This window comes from Paraburkholderia fynbosensis, from assembly GCF_902859935.1.
GTDB lineage: Bacteria > Pseudomonadota > Gammaproteobacteria > Burkholderiales > Burkholderiaceae > Paraburkholderia > Paraburkholderia fynbosensis.
In genome coordinates, this window is sequence record NZ_CADIKI010000010.1 from 193,365 (window position 1) to 212,943 (window position 19,579).

Here is a 19,579-nt window from a genome sequence, read left to right on the forward strand (position 1 = left end):
AACTATTTTCCTTGCGGCTCGCGCCGCGAACCACGCGATGCTGGCTGAGCAACTCCTGGCATTCGTCGCTTTCGCACCGACTACCGCAGTCCAAATGTGCATCAACGACGTTCGTTCGTTTCTCCCCTCCCTAGTCCGCGTGCCGCGAAGCCGAAAAATAAGGCGACCAGGCTCATGCAGAGAACGAAGACGATATCCATCGCAACCAGCCACCAATCGAGTTCTCTGAAATACCATATGCAAAACAATACAGCGCAAAATGTCGTAAAGAATAGCGACAGCAGAAACAATATCGAGTTGTCCAACCAATGGCAAACAGCGACTATCTGGCCTCTGCGCGTCGATTTAATCGATGTTGCACAGACTTTCATCTAAAAAACTTCCATAAGCCACTTCGACCTCCGTGGGTCAAACAGGACAATACCCTCGGCCACCAATCTCACCACGTAGTCAGCGACTGACTCACTCATTCAACAAGGGTCAGCGCGGCACGATATCTTTTCATTCGAAATATTTACCGAAGAACTTGTCACCAAAACAGCCAGTGGCTCAAGGTACCTCACTGTACCCGGAATTGACATCGAAGGAATTCGAAATCATGAGATCAGCTGCACGGCGGAGGCCCTGTCTGGCGGATCACATGACCAGAAAGAATGGAGGATTAAATCATCCAGCAATACAGATCTCCGATCGCTCGCTCAGCGCGACATTGCCCGACATGGTCCGACTTTCCATAACCCGGTTGGAGTGTGTCGGGAACACCGCGTGAACGAGCGTTCGCATCAAGAAGATCACAGTAAGGGGCTCCGCACGGGCTTTCGGGTAGCCGCTCATGGTCCGCGCGAGGCGACCGAACCGGTTCAAGAAGCAAAAACTTCGCTCGACCACATTCCGTCGGTCGCAACAGAGCAAGTCCTTCTGTGCGTCACTCCAGCTTGATTTCCTGCACTTCCACGTCGTTATCGCGTCCGGCCTGCGCAGCGTCTTCGCCGTGTATCCACGATTCGCTAATGCCACCTCGACGGTTTGTCCCGCTAGCAACCGGACCTGGCCCCCAGCTCTGCCACTTGCGCGCGCCTGTTCATTCGTCGGCGTTCGCGCACCACCATTTAATTGCGCGTGTCCCACCCAGCGAATCGGCTATTGAGTCGCTGCTTCTTTATCGAGCCATCGGTTAGGTCAATCTGCGCCACCGACAGGTAGCGATCTACATCGTAATAGCCTGCGTAGATTTTTGAGCCACTCTGCATCGCCGGAAACGCTACTCTCGTGCCGGCCTATACACCGTCTATCCGCAGTGGCATAAAACGCGCGTTTATCGTAGCAAAAATTTTTTCAAGGGCGAGAGGCTTAGCAATATTGCAAACAACAGCCCGGCGCGCATCGAATTACGATGTCGTCGTGCACATTCGCCATCTCAGTAACTCCTCTTCATCAGGGACGGACGCTTGCGGCCTTTTCCCACGTTGCCACGCGCACACCTCTCGCATGTTTGAGAATCGCGACGGCGGCTGCCGTGTTGACCAGACAGAAATAGAATGCCAACGCCACACATTTGTTTCGCCTCACGTTCCACGGGTTAAGCCAGCCCAGAATGGCGAGGGCGTAGAGCGCAAGCTGGGCGCCAAATGTCGCGGCAACAAGCCAGCCGTGGGTGGTCAATAGCACTACATTCAACAAAAAAAGAGTAATTTGAAGGTAGAGCGCAAACCAGCGGATGAATTTGTGCGAAATAAAGACCCACAGGCGCCAGCCTGACATATCGCGACCGAATTTCTCGAACCCGGCGAGGCCGCGCGAAACAATGCGCACCTTTCGTCTATATTCGTCAAGCGCGTCGGTCGCCGAGCTTTCGTAGGAAAGCGCTTTCTCCTCGAAAATAACTTTCCAGCCGTCGTTACCGATCTGCATCGGCGTCTGGAAGTCGTTTGCAACATCGCTCTCCAACGGTTTGAATAGAGACCTACGTATTGCAAATATTGGACCGTTTCCGACCAGCACCACACCGAGCCGATTCTGCGCACGCTTGATCAGATTCTCGAATGCCCAGTATGCACCGTCTGACTTCGCAGTGCCCGAATGCTCCTTCGATACTCGACATTCCTTGCCTATCACACATCCAACATCCGCCGAGTCGAAACCCTTCACGAGTGCCGCCACAGCATGGATATCGAACATTGCATTTGCGTCGGTGAACACGACAATGTCGCCAGTAACATCGTTGATTGCCTCATTCAGACACGGGTTCTTGCCGCGACGCAACGTTGAGTGAGACAGTCGCACGCCACGTGACGCAAAACTATTGACAATTTCCACGGTTGAATCCGTCGAGCCATCCGACGCGACGATAATCTCGAGCATAGACTGGGGGTAGTCGAGCGACAGGGAATTGATAATCTTTTGCCGTATGACGCGCTCCTCGTTGTAGGCCGAGATGAGCAGGCTCACCTTGGGCAGCACAGTGTCATCTTGCCGAACGGGATGGTCAGCCGAGCCCACGAACCGCGAGGAGACCACAATCAGGACGGGAAAAACAAGATATGGATAAAGAAATACCGCTCCACATATGAGGAATGCTAACATTATCATTTAAAGTCCAAAATATCGTTAAACTTTATTATTCACGGGGTTCTTCTATTTCCAAATTTCAAAGATGTCACGCAGTAGACGAGCCCGCCTAAAACCGACGCCAACGCAAATCCCCCGATACCGAACACCCTGAAGAGGTACATTGACGACAAGAGCGTCACAAAAAAATAACAAACAAAGAAGATCTTCACCATTAATAAAATTTGCTTTTCACATTCCAGTAACTTGTGGCAAATCAGGGCCATCTGCCATGTGAGCGCTGCGAAGCATATGACCCAGTAGCTGGATGAGTCGATGTTCAGCGCCACTCCCAGCATCGGTAAGATCTGGAAGATAGCCACGTGGAAGATCAGCGAAAAAACCAAGCCGGCGCATAACTGTATGATCAACGATCTTTTCATTAGACCGGTCACTTTTTTCAGATCGCCTTGTGCATATGCCTGGAATACCAGCGGCTGCATGCTAATCGTCACCGGCAGCAAAAGGAAGGTGAATGCCCGGAATACTATGTCGAATTCGTAGGCATAGCGCCCCATCGTTACGCCGTCGGCGATATGTGTGAGTACCATCCGATCGATGAAGGGCGTCGCCAGAGAAAGCGATAACCAGATCGAAACGGGCCATCCATACCGGAAAATCTGTTGCAGATGTCCCGACCTCTCCCCGCGTTCGCGCGTGCCATTACGAAATGCCGAGGCCGAATATCGAACCACGCTCGTGTTGACCAGCATGCCAAGTAGCAGACCGAGCACGAGCCCTATGACGCCATTCTGCAGCGCAGCTCCACACCCGAGGGTTCCAACGCAAATGCACACCCCGCGAAACGCCTCCAGGCCGAAGTAACTTCTACTGTCGAACCTCGCCTGATGCATCGAGATGACCATCGAATGGAAACCTTGGCAGCACGCCACAGCACCGCACAGAAGTGCCAGACCATGATCTGCGCGAATCACCGATATGGCAGCGGCTATCAGCATGACGGCGAGCGCACATCTAAGCCACCCTGACCAGAAAATGCGCGGCGCCGAGGCCAGCAGGTCGTCTTTGCCGTTGCTAAATCGCGAAACCGCCTGATTTAACCACCCAAAGGCAAAAGCGGAGACGGCCAGCGCGATGGAAAACGACACCGAGAACTCGCCGTAAGCGCTGACGCCAAAGCGCTTCTCGACCACCACGGCGATGGCTAGCATCGCCAATGCTGGACAGGCGCGAGCGAACACGTAGAGCGGCAGGCCTCCTATTTTCAAGCTACCACCCGAGTGCCGCCGTGCACCGATCGGGTCCGCCTCCGGGCGAACCTGAGATAAAGTCCAAACAGCACGAATGCGCCCAGATGAGCGGTGTACCCGAAGAAGCTGACGATCGGACTCCATAAGCAGAAGCCATAGATAGCTATCAGCAAACCTGCAAAATGCGCTTTTCCCTGGAGACATTTCTTAAGCGCGAACGATCCGAGCAGCCCGATGATCGCCATGAAGGCAACAGCTCCGATCACTGTGAAATCCGATACCAATCCTCTATATACCGTATAGATATTCGACCACGATTCGCTTCCAATATTCACATAGTCGGTATAAAGACCGGATTTCCGGGCGTTAATTCGAAACTGGTCAAATATGCCGGCGAATGTGTAATAGCCGCCGGTAGCCGACGCGGCGAATGAATGTCGGTCTACCCAGATACTAAAGCCGGCAATGCTCCCAAAGGGCCACTCCCTTAGATGCATCAGCACCTCCTCCAGACGGCCGGGATCGGTGATTCCACCGCGCACAAATTGGAGAACAATGAACATGACCGCGATGAAAAGTATTCCGCCTGACAGCGTCAGCGCGGCGCGACGAGTGATCAATTTCAGATCGACGCGTCCGCTTAAGAGCAACGAACAACTCATGTTGGCGCAAGCCCAGAAGGTCAGATTGAACAACACGGCCGCTCGCGTCGTCATGATGACGGCAATCAGAAGTGATGGCACAATGGGCAAAAAGTATTCAAACTTTTTGTATCTTTCCTTGTTTAGGGCGAAGTTGAATCCGGCCACCGCTGACGCAAAAAAGACAAACATCTGTCCTATACGAGCCGCCAGCGGAATCTTGAATTGCGCTTCGTAACGAGCAATCGACATCGTTCGAGCAACCTGCAAAATACCTCTCACTGAAAGAATCGAACTGATTCCGAAACCTTCTGCTCTTAGAGTCGTATAGATCGCTATGGCGCCAAAGACCAGCGACCCGTAGACGATCAGGCGGAAATACCCATAGTCGCAGTTGACCGTCCGTGCGTTGCGCGCGCTCGCCGAGTCCGCGAACATATAATATGAGGCGCCTCCTAGCATCGCGCTCATCTGCATGATGAGGATGATCAGGAAGGCCATAGGCGAGAAATAGAAATCCGGTGCGAATACCGTTGTCGAAAGTACGATGACAAGCCAGAGCTGGCAAAGAACCACCACCGGGTGGTATGCGCTGCGCAGGATTTTTCGCGCCAGATACCAGACTGCGCACTGTACGAGAACGGCTATGAGCGCCATTAAAAGTAATTGTTCTTGCAAAATTGATGGGAGCGCTGCAGATACTTGATGATCTTGCGGCTAGGAATCAGCCCGGTAGTTGCGTGCTCGCGATGTATGACCTTCAGATCGGGAACGAAGACCGCAGTCAACTGCAAATTAACGCATTGTTCCGCCACAAAGATCTCCTCACAGAAAAGAAATTCCGGATACTCGAGATGACCGCCGCGCGTGAAGAACTCGTCGAGAAGCACCATGAATGATCCATGTCCCGCATAGACAATGCTGGACATAGCGCGGCTTCCGCCACGAATCGCACGCCTGAAAACCGTGCCTTTCACCTTGGCAAGAAGCCGGTGCAATACGCCCAACGGATACATCGAATAGATCGCACTCAAATATTCGAACTTCTTGCGTTTAGGCTTATGCCAATACAACGGGTTCTGGTTCTTTCCGGTTCTGGACGACTGAATGGAAGGAACGATGAGTCCAATAGCGCGCCCGGCGTTGTCGGCGACAACGCGATTTACTTCGATATCAAGCTGATCAAAGAAGTCTTTTCTTGGAAACTCGATGTCTGTGTTCGCCAACACCACACCTTCGAACTTGATGTCGCCAAACTGCTCCCGCCCCCTTCTCATCGCGGCATTCAATCCACCAAAATAGCCGAGGTTCGTGTTTGTTGACACAGAAGCCACTTTCGCGCCGAGCACCGACAGTGATGCCTCGAAGCCATCACGCGCCTCCTGTACCCGTACCGTGTTGTCCGCAACAACGACGCGAATGCGATCCGTCCCGTCCATCGAGAGCACAGTGCGCACGAATGCCAGTACCTCGACATCGTTCTGGTAATTGACGCACAGAAGCAAAAACTTGTTCATCACCTAAGCCTCGTACTTTAAAGCCACTTCAGATGCTTTGGCAGCCCGAGAGGACTCCGGGTGCGATGCCTTTGTAGCGTGTGGGTTGGAGCCGGCTATTTCGGCAAGTCGCCCGAACCGGGTTCATAACGGTAGGCCGAATATCGATAGGCGCCGTACTTCGACCCGTAGCCGAACTTGCCCCGGTTCGGATTCACGCCGTTTATCACGATCCCCGGCAGATGAACCCCCACGCGGCGGAGACGTTTGACGGATTCGAGCACCTCTCCCACCTTCGTCAGCCCTGCCATCGATACCAGCACGACCGCACCGGCCTCGGGGGCAAATAGCTCGGCATCTGTTGCCGCCAGCAATGGCGCCGTATCGAGAATCACCACGTCATAAGTTTTCGCAAGCTGGCCAAGCACGTCCGACAGCGCGCCGCTCGTCAGCAATTCGGCAGGGTTAGGCGGAAGCGTGCCAGTCGTGAGCAAATCGAGATTCTTGCCGACGTTTCGATGAATGGCATCAGCCAGCGTGCGCTTGCCGGCGATTACGTCAGCGAGGCCACCTTCGCGGAGCACCCCGAAAATTTCATGCAAACGCCCTTTTCGAATGTCGCCGTCGACGAGTAAAGTCCGCTTGTTTGCCATGCCGACCAGCGTTGCCATATTGCTCGCCACGAATGACTTACCCACGCCAGGTGACGGCCCGGCAAAAAGCACGATATTGTTCCTGGCGTCCAGCAAAGCGAACTGCATGGCAGTACGAAGACTGCGCATCGCCTCGACCGCCACATCATTGGGCGACGTCCTCGCGAGTACCTTCGGAAGGCCTGACAATGCGGCCTCTTGCTCCAAACGCGACGCATCCTTTGCCATTGCGATGGAGGCCATCACGGTGAGACCTGTATGTCTCTCCAACTCCGATGCATCGGTCACGCCGCCAAACAGCATGTCTCTGAGAATGACAAAGCAAGCCGCGAAAAAAATCCCGAAAAAACCGGCAATTGCGATGGCGAGGAGCTTGCGCGGTTTCGTCGGCACTTCCGGAAGCAACGCTCGGTCAACCACCCGCACGTTACCGGTGGCGCCTGCTTCGACCAGCTGCAATTCCTGGGCGCTATTCAACAGGGATGTATAGAGTTGCGTATTCACGCTGACATCCAGCGTCAAACGTACAACTTCCTGCTGCAACGACGGCAACCCCTTTATCTGCCCCGAAATCTGGGCGTCCCTCTGCCGCAACACCTGGATCTGTTGATCGACGCCCAGCACAGTCGGATGCAGCGCCGTCAAATGCTGGAGCAGATCACCGCGCTTCGCCTGCAATGCCACGATCTGCGCCTGGTTCTGCGATAGCTCCTGCAGAGAAATTTGCGCTTCGGCCGTCAGATCGATGGTGCCGTGCTCGTTACGGAACCTTGTGTAACGCTCCTCGGCCAGTTGCAACTGTTGCTTAAGGTCCGGCAACTGCGTGTTCAGAAAAGTGAGCGATTGCGCTGCCTGTGCGGCTTTGCGCTGCACATTCTGCGCGACGTACTGGTCCCCGATCTCGTTCATGATTCGCGTGATCCGTCGCGGGTCCTTTCCCTCAATCGACGCGGCAATTACATTCGATTGCTTGTCCGACTGCTGCACGATCAGGTTGGTTTGCAACCGCTGGATCGTATCGAGCCGCGAATATCGATAGATAGAGAAAGTGGTACCGGGATTGGCATGAACCCTTGACACTTTGACCGTCATCGCGCCCGCGGCGGTCGGAAAGCGCTTTTCGACACCAATCTCACCCTCGACTGGATCGGTCAGATCGGAACCGGCGATCCGATATCGGTTTCCTGCTAGCACAGTTAGCCTGAAGCGATCGCTTTCGTAGACCTGCGGTACGTCGAATCTTTCCACATCGATGCTTTCATCGCCCCATGCGTATCCACCGAAGCCAAACAGACCGGGCTCGGACAAACCATGACCGCGATCGGTATGGAACTTCGAGATCCAGAATCCGACAATCGGAAAATAGCGTGGGCTGGCGTCGATATAGAGTTTCAGGTTATCGACGGCACTCGTCACCACAAGTCGCGATTGCAGGATCAAAGTTTCGTCGGCGCCCGTCGACTGCACGTCGAAGAGCGATGAGACGTCGCCGAGCACTCCTTTCGAAATCGTGCCTTGTGGGCTATCCTCGATCTGGACGACAACGTCTGCCTGGTACAGAGGTCGCGCGAGGAACGCATAGGCAGTGCCCAGCAGCAGGAATACGGCAAAGATTGCTGCAATCGTCCGTTTGCTCGAAAGTATGACGTCCAGGATCGGATAGGAATAGTCTTCCCCCGGCTGGACTTCCATTTGATGTTGGGGTTCTAAATTTTTCATCTTGAATTCGATACCTGATCTGATTTTCCAGGAGTGCCGCATCGTACCCACGCGACACCGTCCGTCTTTTTCTTTCGAATCAAACACGACGGCATCAAAACGGTCCCGGCACTTTCCCGCAGCGTTGCAAACTACAGGCGACGCGTGGAGCGCCAGATCACGTCACCCTTTTGAGTCGGGCACTCCACGCACCGACACCGCGCTCAATTGCGTCAAGCGTCGTTTGGAACGCGGCCGGCCCGCGCATATACGGATCGACTACGTCCGCAGCCTCAGACTCGAGCAGGCGAAAGACTTTGCCTCTCGCAAACGGATGCCTGCGCTCCACTTCCTGCTTCTGAGCCGCCTCCATCACCAACACCATGTCATACATTCTGCACATCCAGCTTTCCAGCTGGACAGCCCGATGCATGTCGATGTGGATGGATTTCGACCTCATCACTGCGACCGCATCCGGCGCCGGCGGATTTCCAGAGAGCGCGTCGAGGCCGGCTGACGCAACGTCAAGCGTCGGGAATCGTTGCCTGAACAAGCCTTCGGCCATGGGACTACGACAAATGTTTCCCGTGCAGACTACGAGTATCGACGCAATCAATCTGCGCTCCTGATCGTACTTCGGCGTTTCTCCGTGGACATATTCGAACGCCCGACTCCGTAGTACTCAAACCCCAACCGCCCCATGTCTTCGGGTTCGTACAAGTTTCGGCCGTCGAAAATGATTGGATGCTTAAGGGTTTCGCCGATCTCTGCAAAGTTCAGACTCTTGAACTCCTTCCATTCCGTCACGACAATCAACGCGTCAGCCCCTTCAATCGCGGCCATCTTGTCAGCGACGAACGAAAGCCGGGATTTCGCGGGCAGGTCGTCGCCTAGATCGCTATCGATCACACGCGCAGCTTCTTCGATCGCGACAGGGTCGTAAGCGGCGACCGACGCGCCTCTGGACAGCAATGAGCGGATTAACACACGGCTCGTCGCTTCACGCATGTCATCCGTATTCGGCTTGAACGCCAGTCCCCATAAACCAAAGCGCTTTCCGGAGAGGTCTTGACCGAAGCGCCCAATCACTTTGTATGCCAATAGTTTTCTCTGCGCGTCATTGACCTCCTCCACGGACGACAAGATCCTCATCTGGCAATCTACGTCACTGGCGGTGCGGATCAGCGCGCGCACGTCCTTCGGAAAACACGACCCCCCCGTATCCACATCCGGCATACAAGAAGTCATATCCGATGCGCGGATCTGAACCGACACCTCGACGCACGGATTCGATGTCGACGTCCACGCGATCAGCAAGGTTCGCGAGTTCGTTCATAAACGAAATACGGGTCGCGAGCATGGCATTGGCTGCGTACTTTGTGAATTCAGCAGAACGCAGATCCATGTAGACAGTGCGCTCGTGATTCCGGTTATACGGCTCATAAAGCAACCTCATGCGCTCACGCGCAGCCACACTGGTCTCGTCATCATCGCTGCCAATCACGATACGGTGCGGTCGCATGAAGTCCTCCACCGCGGCGCCTTCCTTCAGGAACTCGGGGTTCGACACAACCGCAAAGGCGTGCGTGACGCCACGCTTCGCCAGTACGTCGGCAATAGCTCTCTTGACGCGCTCCCCCGTCCCAACCGGTACAGTGGATTTACCGACGACGATTTTCGGCTCGTTCATGTACGAGGCGATATTGATCGCCGCAGCAAGGACGTGCTGCAGATCGGCAGCCCCATCTTCGTCAGGGGGCGTACCCACCGCGATGAACTGAAACTCCCCGTGCGCGACGGCAGCTGCGACATCGGTGGAAAACCTGAGTCGGTTCGAACGCACGTTTCTGGCGATGATGTCGTCGAGGCCTTGTTCATAAATCGGAATCTCACCGCGATTCAGCATCGAAATCTTGCTGGCGTCGAGATCGAGGCAAATCACATCGTGGCCAATCTCTGCGAGACAAGCGCCGGTAACCAGTCCGACATATCCAGTGCCGACGACGGTAATCTTCATGAATGGTTTTCGCTCTCTGATTGATGCGACTTCGTTACTTGGTGACAATTGCGCCAGTCAGCCCTGCGTTGACGGCTGGCAGCAGCAGGCTCAGCACACGGCTCAGACGCACGAGACCGTTGCTATCGACATACACGATGTCTTTTGGCTGCAACTCGAATTCGTTGGCAAGCACCATGGAGACTGGTGACGCGGCGTCCAGATGAAATACTTGCGGGCTGCCGTTCAATGAACCCCGAATCACATACAGTTGCCGTGGGTCGGCGCTCATGGAATTGATGCTTCCAGCTTGCGACAGCGCGTCACTCAACGTCAGCTTGCCGCTTCGCATCGGCAACACAGTCACGGGCTTCGTGACCTCACCCATAACAAACACACCGTTGTCGTCGCGTGCGCCGACCCGCAGCAAATCGCCGTTTCTCAGTACGATTTGCGAGGGACTCTTGCCCTGCTCCAACAGTCTGGTCAAATTGATTGGATACGAGGTCCCGTTCCTGACGAGCACCACATGACTCTGGTCCGCTGTCGCCGTGAATCCACCGCTTGCGCTCACCGCATCGTAAAGCGTCATGGGGATGTCGGTTACCGGTACAACGCCGGGCGTCCTCACCTCGCCGTCCACGAACACCTGCTTCGAGCGAAACGAAGCGATCCGCAAGGTCACTTGTGGATCTTTGAAAAACTTCGACAGGCCTCGCGTGACTGCCTCCTGAACTTCCTCAGGTCGCAAACCGGCTACGTGAAGGGAACCGACATAAGGAAACTGAATATCGCCACCGTGATTGACGACGATACCGTTCGTCGGGTCGCTTGCGCGCACTGATGCGGCGGGCTGCGTGCCCAAAGCGGCGGCGAATTCCGGGTGATCCCACACAGTGATTTGCAGCACATCTCCGACGCCGAGCGTGTAGCCGTCAGCCGCTGTCTGAGGCGCAACGGGCGGTAGGCTCGAAGGCATATGCGAAGTTTCATCGCGCAGCTTCGTAATCAACTCGAGGTTGATGTCGGTAATCGGGATCTCCAGCTGAGTGGCAGCATCGCGTGCCGTCTGCGCAGCAACGGGCAGTGTGGGCGGTGTGATCATTCTCATCCCCGGCGCAGAAGAGCACGCCGCCAGAAACGCAGACACACCCAACACCAAGAACGTGCCGCGCCGCATTGTCAGATGAGCTATAGCGACAGCTCTTGTCGCTCTGGCCATTTCGTTCATTCCTTTTCCCGGTTTTTCTGGATTTCCTGCTCGCCGCTGAACCATGGCGGCCTGGCTGTCACCGCGGTGCACCATTCAATACGCTCCTTCGCGCCGCACCATGACACCGATCGTCTTCACGAGAATTGCCACGTCCCATGCCAGCGACCACCGCTTCGCATACAACACATCCATCGACACGCGTCTCGCGTAGTCCACATCGTTGCGTCCGCTCACCTGCCAGACACCTGTCATGCCTGGTTTCGTCGTCAAGTAGTAGCTCACGTCTTTGCCATACCGCTCCAATTCCTGCTCCACGACCGGCCGCGGTCCAACCAGGCTCATGTCGCCACGCACGACGTTCCACAATTGCGGCAATTCATCGAGACTCGTGCGCCGCAGAAAGCGGCCAACCGGCGTCACCCGCACGTCGTTTTTTAGCTTGAAGTCGCGAGCCCATTCCGCACGCGCGTCCGGATCGTGTTCGAGTAGCTCGCCCAAAATCTCGTCGGCGTTGACGATCATCGTGCGGAACTTCAGACAGCGGAATGTGCGGCCATGCAATCCAATCCGTTCGTGACCGAATACCGACGGACCGCCATCACGACGCACCAGCAATGCAATGACCGCGAAGAACGGTGCGAGCGAAAATAGCATCGGCACCGCGAACAGCAGATCGAAGCCGCGCTTAACCGCCAGCCGCCCAGGTTCGGCGACGCTCGCGGTCTCGTTTGGCGCGGCAGCCTGCACGCTCACGCCTTCGAGCGCCGCCCGATGCGCGCGCTTTCCGACACGCCAGCACAGCTCCAGGATGGCCAGCGCCAGCGTGCGAGCAATCAGCATCCCCAGCCCGCTTGTGATAGTCCAGTAGATGAACCACACCCGTGACACCAGATGAAAGCGATGCAATACATAAAGCAGAGCGAAGCCGCATGCCTGAACGACGGTCCACGCCAGAATCGTGCGGCTCATCAAATTGATCAACGACTGCGTGCGCACCGGGCGGTAAGTTCCGCAAGCGGGAAATACCGACAGCGCTAACGCTACAGCGAACGCCACGAGTGAGACGTCGAAGCGCATGGCGCCGGCACTGCCCGTTCCGCTAAAGTGCAAAGCACACAAGGCGCCAACCACAATGAGCGCGCCGTCCGTAACACGCGATAAAAATCCATTCATGAACGCCCCTTCCACGCCAGTCATCAAGTCGCTGGTCGATTCGGTGTACTTATTTTTTGGCGGGTTTTTTTGGTACATAATATTCGCTTCACTGCGCCTGCTATTTCCTTCGATGCGCGTTTTCTGTTTTCGATAACCTCAGACTGCCCGCCTCAGTGTGTTCCGGTGGAAGTTGATTTGAAATCTGAATTTGGACCTGCACGGCAGCAGATGAAACAACTGCGTACGATGCTCGCATAGCCGGTCCTCGCATACTTCAGGACATGGCATGACGAATCGAAACGTAGTCGGGTACGGCTACCTTCGTGAGGCCACCGTCCTGAAGAGCGATCCACTCAAGGAATTCGACTACACTGCGCCTTTGAAAGAGAGGCTTTTACGCTGAGTGAAGTCGTCGGGCGTCAAGTGCCCGCACCGCAATCGGAGCGACGTTCAGCATAATGAGGCAGACCGCGCATAGACACGCGCTGTGCACTGAAGGCGAGACGACAAAGTCCGCTTCATCCAACTACGTCAAGCGCACTGCATCGGCGCGAGCGGCGCATCGCAGCGTTCCTGCAGCGGCCAATTTCATCAAAGGCTTCGCGAGTTTATAAAATGATTTAACAATCGCCGTCAATTAATGAAGGTACTAACAATCCAAGACTGCTAACCATATTTACGGCTATGAAAGAAATTGAATATCCTGCGCGATGCACTTCACACCCTAAATCACTGAAGCAGCCATGCTACAGCCCCCTTAAGGCGTGCAACATAGAAGGGATTCGATAACTCCGGCCACTTCTTCGGCGGCGCCCACTGCACGAATGAATTTACCGCAGTAACCATCGCACCGACTCGACGGGACAGTGTGGACCCGACACCAGGCCCAAGGCAACGATCATCGGCAAGCAAGTTGAACCGTTGATTTCCCAGGCGGGAGTCCCGGTCGCCGCGTGATCCTCGCGATGGCGCCGAGCCGTGCAAACCGACCCGGAATGCAATACGTCCTCATCGATGAACCCGTCATCGAGCACGCGCCTGGTCATCACGTTCGATGCCTTTGTCACTTCCCTTGCGAAACTCGAACGAACGCGTCGATGCCAACGCAGTAGATGGCATTCGGTGCCACGGCACGCCCCGCTTCGTAAGCTTCGACCATGTCCAGGATCATGCCGCCGGTTCGTCAATATGGCGCCGATTGCACTGCAGCAACGAATTTCCCCGACGCTGCGCCTCCCCTCTGACCCTCAATTTCCCATTTGACGCCCACCGATCGAGAGGCGTATAACCATCCCATTGGATGTTATTTGGATGGCGTCCGGATGCCCACTGGAGGAAACGTGCCCAAACTCAATCTCGTCGACAGCTCCCGCCCCAAAGGCGGCGAGACCGAGAAAATCACCATCAACCTGGGGCCGATCGACCTCGGCCAGATCGATCTGCTGGTCGAAGAAGGCTTTTACACGAATCGCACCGACCTGATCCGCACGGCGATCCGTAATCAGCTTGCCGTGCACGCGCAGGTCGTCACGGAAACCGTGACGCGCCGCGCGATGGTGCTCGGCTTGCAGCACTTCTCGCGACAGGATCTCGAAGCTGCTCAGGCTGCGCACGAACAACTCGACATTCACGTGCTCGGCCTCGCCAGCATCGCCGCCGATGTGCCGCCCGAACTCGCGGCAGCCACCATCGCGTCGGTCGTCGTACTGGGTGCATTTCACGCGTCGCCGGCAGTCAAAGCGGCGCTTGCCGGCCGCATCAGCTAGGGGTTTCGCTCGACTCATCGCATCGCTGAACCTTGGCATGGCGCCGGTTCACTCATGCCACCACACAAAGGCAACGCAACCCATCATGAACATGAACGAAGATTTCCTGAAGTCGATGAAAGACGCCTTCGATCTGCTGCGTACGAAAGGTCCCCAGGAAGCGACCGCCGCGGTTCAACGCGCGCTCGCGGGCGCCAACGCTCAGGGGAGCCACGCGCAAACAGCGCAAACGCAAGCGACGGCAAGCGATTGGACGCGAGCCTGGACCGAGGTTCACACCGGCACACACGCACAGGCTCGGCCACCCCGCCACGCGCGCACGCACGCCCCTGCCCCCTACACAATCGACGCCGACACACCCGGCGCCTTCAGCGCTCACACTTTCAGCAACAGTGCGGGCCAGCGTCAATACAAGCTGTACGTGCCTGCTGTCTACAACCACGAACCGATGCCTTTGATCGTCATGCTGCACGGCTGCACGCAGAACGCCGACGACTTCGCGGCCGGCACGCGCATGAACGAAATGGCTGAGCGTCACGGCTTCATCGTCGTATATCCGAATCAATCGCAAGCGGCCAATCATTCGAAATGCTGGAACTGGTTCAAGCCAGCCGATCAACAGCGGGAGAACGGTGAACCGTCACTGATCGCGGGCATCACGCGCGAAGTGATGACGCGGTATCGCGTCGACGCCGCGCGCGTGTACGTGGCGGGTCTATCGGCGGGCGGCGCGATGGCGGACATCATGCTGAAGACCTCGCCCGATCTGTATGCCGCCGCCTGTGTGCATTCGGGGCTCGCCTACGGATGCGCGAAGGACCTGCCTTCCGCGCTCGCCGCGATGAAGGGTGGCAAGCCGTCGCGCGCCCGCATGCGCGCCGCGCCGCAGCGCCCGCTGATCGTGTTTCATGGCGATGCGGATACGACGGTACATCCGTCGAATGCCCTTGAACTCGTTGCGAGCTTCGAGGCAAACGCCACGACGGTCGCCCCGCCGTCGGCGGCGGGTGCGTCAGGCAATGGACGTACTGCGACGTTGCAGCGACTCGTCGCGGAAAACGGCGTCGAAGCGGAGTATTGGTCGATACACGGCGCGGGGCACGCATGGGCCGGCGGGAGTCAGCGCGGCTCGTACACGGACCCGGCCGGGCCGGACGCCACAGCGGAAATGCTGCGATTTTTTCTGGCTCACCCACGGGCGTAACAAGCGCCGCAGGCGCGACGAGCAAGCGTTTGACCAAAGCGCTTCGCTTCGGCTCACCTCAGGCACAAACGCAGCGCGAGGTTCGTGAAGCGCATATCGCGGACATGGCGTGTTTCGCGCCATCCGCAGTCGAAGTCGACGCGGTAATCGTCACTCGCCGACGCTTACATCAGGACGCGCATGTGCGACGCCGGGTCGGCACATAAACGCCGTTAAGCAACATTGGGCACGCGCGAGGCAAGAACACAGCGGGAGGTTCGTGGACCACGCACCACAACCGCTGGCGCCTTTGTCGCTCAAGGCACTCGAAGCGGACCGCGCGAGAGCGGGCCTCGGATGCCGCGCTCCGCGCGCCACCGTCCTCAGGCCGCCACGGGGCACCGTGCCTGTTCAAGCGCCGCCTGCGCATGCGCCTGCGAATCGCCGCCGGCGAGCGGCACGTTCCGCGTACGCCACTATGCGGCGATGCGCAGTGTCGCACCGCCGTCGTCCGGATAACCGGCGACTGTGACGACCGGCGCAAGCGTCGCGCCGCCCAACAAAGGCGGTTCGTCGGCGATCAGTTTCTTCAGTTCGCCGATCGCAGCATCGACGTCCTTGCGCTCGGCCAGTTCCACTTCGACATCGATGCGCTGCGTGCCACCGCTGCTGTAGTTGATCACCGGATTGCCCTACTCGCGGCACACGCCCATATACCCCGTCGCTCAGGACGCAGCCGCCGCGCGCGGCAACGCCGCTTCGATGAACACCGCACACAACGCTTCCATCCCCTTCGCGTCTTGCGCATCGAAGCGCGCGACGACCGGGCTGTCCACATCCCACACGCCGATCAACGTGCCGTCCGGCGCGACGAGCGGCACGACGATTTCGGATTGCGACGCCGCATCGCACGCGATATGGCCGGGAAACTCGTGCACGTCACGCACGACCTGGGTTTGACGGGTCTGCGCGGCCGTGCCGCACACGCCCTTGCCAAGGGCGATGCGCACGCACGCGGGCTTGCCCTGAAACGGTCCGACAACCAGTTCGCGGCCATCGTGAAAGTAAAAGCCGGCCCAGTTCAGATCGCTCAGCGAATGAAACACGAAGGCGGAAAAATTCGCGGCGTTGGCGATCCAGTCGGTTTCGTCGGCGAGCAGCGCGCGCGCCTGGGCAACCAGTTCGTCGTAATGCGCGGCTTTGGACAGAGGCGAGGCGGGGGAGACTTCGAACATGACGGCGTCCGTGATGAAAGCGGAAAGAGAACAGCAAGGGTGTGCAGTTTAAAGCAAGCGGGCGGTTAGTTCAGGGTGCGACGCGTCGCTGCGCGGCGCGCTGTCGTGTCGTGTCGTGTCGCTCCGTGCTGTGCCCTGCCGCGCTTGCCGCGCCTTGCATGCCGCGCGCCGCCCACACTCGTCAGCCTCGCCAGTTTCCGACCGATCACGAGAAACCGCACCGCGCCGGACCTTCGATCAGCGGCTTACTGATCGACGCCAATAATCACGCTCGACGCCTTGAAAATCGCGGTCGCCGCTTGACCACTCGCGAGGCCGAGCCGCTCGACGCTCTCGTTGGTGACGATCGCCGCGATCTGCGCACCGCCCGCGCTGATCGTGACTTCCGAGTTCACTGCGCCCTTCGTCACCGCCGACACCGTCCCGGCGATGCAGTTGCGCGCCGACACCTGGTTCTTCGCGACGTCGACCATCACGATCACCGACGACGCCTTCACCAGCGCAAACGCCTTCTTGCCGGCTACGAGGCCGAGCGACGTCGCACTGCCATGCGTGATGATCGCGACGATCTCCAGACCGTCCTGAGTGCGCAGCGTGACTTCGTCGTTCACGGCGCCGTGTTTGACTTCGGCCACTTCGCCGGCGAATTGATTGCGCGCGCTGGTTTGCATGTCGTGCTCCTTGGTTGATCAGGGCGCCTCGCACTAACATTGCGAGGCGGGGATTCAGGTATGAAACGGCTAATCGAATGCTGGCCGGCTGCGGCCCCTGCGTATGAGGTGCGCTCGCGTGCGGCCGCGCTGAGCGCTCCGAATCAGCATGAAAACACAGAAGCGTCGTGCATGAGCATGCCTGACGCAGCGCCGGCACAACACCGCGCAACACGGCGCGCGTCGCGAACACCTTATCATCGTGTCCTTCGATCCTCCACGCCGAACCCTATGTCCATTGCCGTCCTGTCCCGCTTCGCTGCTTCATGGCCGAACGCGTGCCGTGCCGCCGCGCTGTGCGCCGCTCTCACGATGCTCGCCGCGTGCAGCACTGCGCCGCCGCGCGCCGCGCACGCGCCGGTCGATACCGTTACGCTGTTTCCGCTCGCCGGTTACGACCAGGACGTCGATCACTGGCTCAAACCGGACGACGCAGGCTATGACCAGCCGTTCCTCAGCGCGGCGGATCAGCAGGCGCATTTCAGGGCGCTCTACGCGCGCTACTTCGGCACCGGCGTGAACGCAGCATCGCCGTGGAATTCAGCGTACGTGAACACGCGCGTTTATCGACAGCAAGGCGCGGACATTGCCGCATTGCAGCAGCGCCGCATCGCCAGATTCGACAACACCGGCAGGAGCGGCGCTGAGCTCGGCTATGGCGAGAACTTCCGCCCGCACGACAAGGCATGGATCGATGCGATCGCGCAGAACATGAACGTCGGGCAGTTCACGCAAGCGCCGGCCTATCAACCCGGGCGCCGCGCAATTGCCACCACCAACCTGATGGTGCGCGAACTGCCGACCTCCGATCCTTCGTTTTACGACCATCGTCTGGCCGGCGAAGGCTATCCGTTCGACAACCTGCAGATTTCGGCCACGCGGCCGGGCACGCCGTTGTATGTGCTGGGCAGCAGCGTCGACGGCGCGTGGCATTACGTGCAGACGCCCGACGTGCAGGGCTGGGTGCGTAGCGACGGCGTCGCGATGGCCGACGACCACTTCGTCGACGCATGGCGCGCCGCGGCCGGCAAATCGCTCGGCGCGGTGACGCTCGCATCGGCGCCCGTGCGCGACAGCCGCGGCATATTCCGCTTCGACGCGCCGGCGGGCACGATATTGCCGTTGCTGCCGTCGTCGTCGGACTCGCCGGCGCCCATCGAGCGGCATACGTCCGCCGACGGAAAGATCAGCGAAACAGGCAACCAGGCCGCGAGCGTCACCCCGCCCCCCGCGATGCGCGAAGTGCTCGTGCCGGTCCGCGATGCCGATGGCCGCGCGCTCATCCGCACCGCCACGCTGAGCGAAGCGCAAATCGCACCCATGCCGCTCGCCGCCACACCGCGCCACCTGGCAATGCTTATGAAAGCGCTGATCGGACGGCCGTATGGCTGGGGCAATAGCGGGCTCTACAACGACTGTTCGTCGGAACTGCAAAGCATCTTCGCCGCGTTCGGCGTGTGGCTGCCGCGCCATTCGTCGACGCAGATGAGCGCGGGGCGCATGATCGACCTGTCCGCCTCCACGCCTGCGCAGCGGCTTGACTATCTCGCCCGGCACGGCGAGCCATTTCGCACGCTGATCTACATCGGCGGCCACGTGATGCTGTACATCGGCAATACGGCGCGCGACGGCGTCACGGTGCCGGTCGTCTATCAGGACGTGTGGGGCTTGCGGCCGGCCGACAACAGCCGGCGCGCGGTGATCGGCGGCTCGGTGATCCTGCCGCTCTTCGAGCACATCCCCGAGGACGCCACGTTGCAGTCGCTGGCGGCCACGCGGACGTTCCAGATCAGCATCCTCGGCACGCCCGACGCGGTTCTGCCACCGCCGTCATCCGTGCCGCCGGATGAAGACAATCCGGCCGGTTGAATGGCTTCTGGCGGCTGATGGAGGTTCCGGCGGGTTCCGGCGCAACTCGCGGCCCCCACCCCGAAAATATTTTTTCCGGAGTGTCGATTCAACTGCGCTGGACTCGTCGTAACGTTGAAGACCTGGCTCACGCAGCCAGTCTTTCA

General features: G+C 58.1%; 14 protein-coding genes and 1 pseudogene. 3 read left to right on the forward strand and 12 right to left on the reverse strand.

Going from position 1 to position 19,579, the window contains the following annotated elements; genetic code table 11:
* Positions 1–1,434 precede the first annotated feature (1,434 nt).
* From HV770_RS18500 to HV770_RS18540, 9 genes and pseudogenes are all read right to left on the reverse strand, one after another.
* A complete protein-coding gene (locus HV770_RS18500; RefSeq protein WP_175161823.1) occupies positions 1,435–2,583 on the reverse strand; it encodes a glycosyltransferase family 2 protein in 1,149 nt (382 codons plus the stop codon).
* 38 nt (positions 2,584–2,621) lie between these two features.
* Entirely contained in the window at positions 2,622–3,779 is a 1,158-nt protein-coding gene (locus HV770_RS18505; RefSeq protein ID WP_175161825.1) for a lipopolysaccharide biosynthesis protein, read from the reverse strand.
* A gap of 53 nt (positions 3,780–3,832) precedes the next feature.
* Entirely contained in the window at positions 3,833–5,116 is a 1,284-nt protein-coding gene (locus tag HV770_RS18510; protein WP_175161827.1) for an O-antigen polymerase, read from the reverse strand.
* Positions 5,116–5,976, reverse strand: a complete 861-nt coding sequence (locus tag HV770_RS18515) for a hypothetical protein (protein ID WP_175161829.1) — start codon at positions 5,974–5,976, stop codon at positions 5,116–5,118. Before HV770_RS18515 ends, HV770_RS18510 begins: the two co-directional genes overlap by 1 nt.
* A 95-nt stretch (positions 5,977–6,071) precedes the next feature.
* Complete coding sequence (locus tag HV770_RS18520) at positions 6,072–8,327, reverse strand: polysaccharide biosynthesis tyrosine autokinase (protein ID WP_175161831.1); 2,256 nt, start codon at positions 8,325–8,327, stop codon at positions 6,072–6,074.
* Positions 8,328–8,484: 157 nt separating this feature from the next.
* Positions 8,485–8,922 carry a low molecular weight protein-tyrosine-phosphatase gene (locus HV770_RS18525; protein WP_175161833.1) on the reverse strand — a complete coding sequence of 146 codons (438 nt, stop codon included), beginning with the start codon at positions 8,920–8,922 and terminating at the stop codon, positions 8,485–8,487.
* A pseudogene (locus tag HV770_RS39765) lies at positions 8,919–10,323 on the reverse strand (UDP-glucose dehydrogenase family protein). Before HV770_RS39765 ends, HV770_RS18525 begins: the two are co-directional and overlap by 4 nt.
* Before the next feature lie 34 nt (positions 10,324–10,357).
* Positions 10,358–11,482, reverse strand: coding sequence for a polysaccharide biosynthesis/export family protein (locus HV770_RS18535; protein ID WP_246291005.1), 1,125 nt, complete (start codon positions 11,480–11,482; stop codon positions 10,358–10,360).
* Between the two features lie 126 nt (positions 11,483–11,608).
* Entirely contained in the window at positions 11,609–12,688 is a 1,080-nt protein-coding gene (locus HV770_RS18540) for a sugar transferase (protein WP_175161835.1), read from the reverse strand.
* Between the two features lie 1,304 nt (positions 12,689–13,992).
* Here HV770_RS18540 and HV770_RS18545 point away from each other — a divergent pair.
* Entirely contained in the window at positions 13,993–14,436 is a 444-nt protein-coding gene (locus HV770_RS18545; RefSeq protein WP_175161838.1) for a CopG family transcriptional regulator, read from the forward strand.
* 85 nt (positions 14,437–14,521) lie between these two features.
* Positions 14,522–15,640: an extracellular catalytic domain type 1 short-chain-length polyhydroxyalkanoate depolymerase gene (locus HV770_RS18550; RefSeq protein ID WP_175161840.1), complete on the forward strand. Its 1,119-nt coding sequence runs from the start codon at positions 14,522–14,524 to the stop codon at positions 15,638–15,640.
* A 455-nt stretch (positions 15,641–16,095) separates the two neighbouring features.
* Here the strand turns inward: HV770_RS18550 and HV770_RS18555 are convergent, their stop codons facing one another.
* The 3 genes from HV770_RS18555 to HV770_RS18565 form a co-directional block, all read right to left on the reverse strand.
* A complete protein-coding gene (locus HV770_RS18555) occupies positions 16,096–16,302 on the reverse strand; it encodes a hypothetical protein (protein ID WP_246290998.1) in 207 nt (68 codons plus the stop codon).
* A 42-nt stretch (positions 16,303–16,344) separates the two neighbouring features.
* Entirely contained in the window at positions 16,345–16,854 is a 510-nt protein-coding gene (locus HV770_RS18560) for a GAF domain-containing protein (RefSeq protein ID WP_175161842.1), read from the reverse strand.
* A gap of 245 nt (positions 16,855–17,099) precedes the next feature.
* Complete coding sequence (locus tag HV770_RS18565; protein WP_175161844.1) at positions 17,100–17,525, reverse strand: TOBE domain-containing protein; 426 nt, start codon at positions 17,523–17,525, stop codon at positions 17,100–17,102.
* Positions 17,526–17,795: 270 nt separating this feature from the next.
* Here HV770_RS18565 and HV770_RS18570 point away from each other — a divergent pair, with 270 nt between their 5' ends.
* Positions 17,796–19,433, forward strand: coding sequence for an SH3 domain-containing C40 family peptidase (locus HV770_RS18570; RefSeq protein WP_175161846.1), 1,638 nt, complete (start codon positions 17,796–17,798; stop codon positions 19,431–19,433).
* Positions 19,434–19,579 lie beyond the last annotated feature (146 nt).

Bases quoted from the DNA above. Each gene is read 5' to 3' on its own strand.
- HV770_RS18500 (WP_175161823.1), bottom strand. From the start codon at position 2,583: ATGTTAGCATTCCTCATATGTGGAGCGGTATTTCTTTATCCATATCTT.
- HV770_RS18505 (WP_175161825.1), bottom strand. From the start codon at position 3,779: ATGCTAGCCATCGCCGTGGTGGTCGAGAAGCGCTTTGGCGTCAGCGCT.
- HV770_RS18510 (WP_175161827.1), bottom strand. From the start codon at position 5,116: ATGGCGCTCATAGCCGTTCTCGTACAGTGCGCAGTCTGGTATCTGGCG.
- HV770_RS18515 (WP_175161829.1), bottom strand. From the start codon at position 5,976: ATGAACAAGTTTTTGCTTCTGTGCGTCAATTACCAGAACGATGTCGAG.
- HV770_RS18520 (WP_175161831.1), bottom strand. From the start codon at position 8,327: ATGAAAAATTTAGAACCCCAACATCAAATGGAAGTCCAGCCGGGGGAA.
- HV770_RS18535 (WP_246291005.1), bottom strand. From the start codon at position 11,482: ATGCGGCGCGGCACGTTCTTGGTGTTGGGTGTGTCTGCGTTTCTGGCG.
- HV770_RS18540 (WP_175161835.1), bottom strand. From the start codon at position 12,688: ATGAATGGATTTTTATCGCGTGTTACGGACGGCGCGCTCATTGTGGTT.
- HV770_RS18545 (WP_175161838.1), top strand. From the start codon at position 13,993: ATGCCCACTGGAGGAAACGTGCCCAAACTCAATCTCGTCGACAGCTCC.
- HV770_RS18550 (WP_175161840.1), top strand. From the start codon at position 14,522: ATGAACATGAACGAAGATTTCCTGAAGTCGATGAAAGACGCCTTCGAT.
- HV770_RS18560 (WP_175161842.1), bottom strand. From the start codon at position 16,854: ATGTTCGAAGTCTCCCCCGCCTCGCCTCTGTCCAAAGCCGCGCATTAC.
- HV770_RS18565 (WP_175161844.1), bottom strand. From the start codon at position 17,525: ATGCAAACCAGCGCGCGCAATCAATTCGCCGGCGAAGTGGCCGAAGTC.
- HV770_RS18570 (WP_175161846.1), top strand. From the start codon at position 17,796: ATGTCCATTGCCGTCCTGTCCCGCTTCGCTGCTTCATGGCCGAACGCG.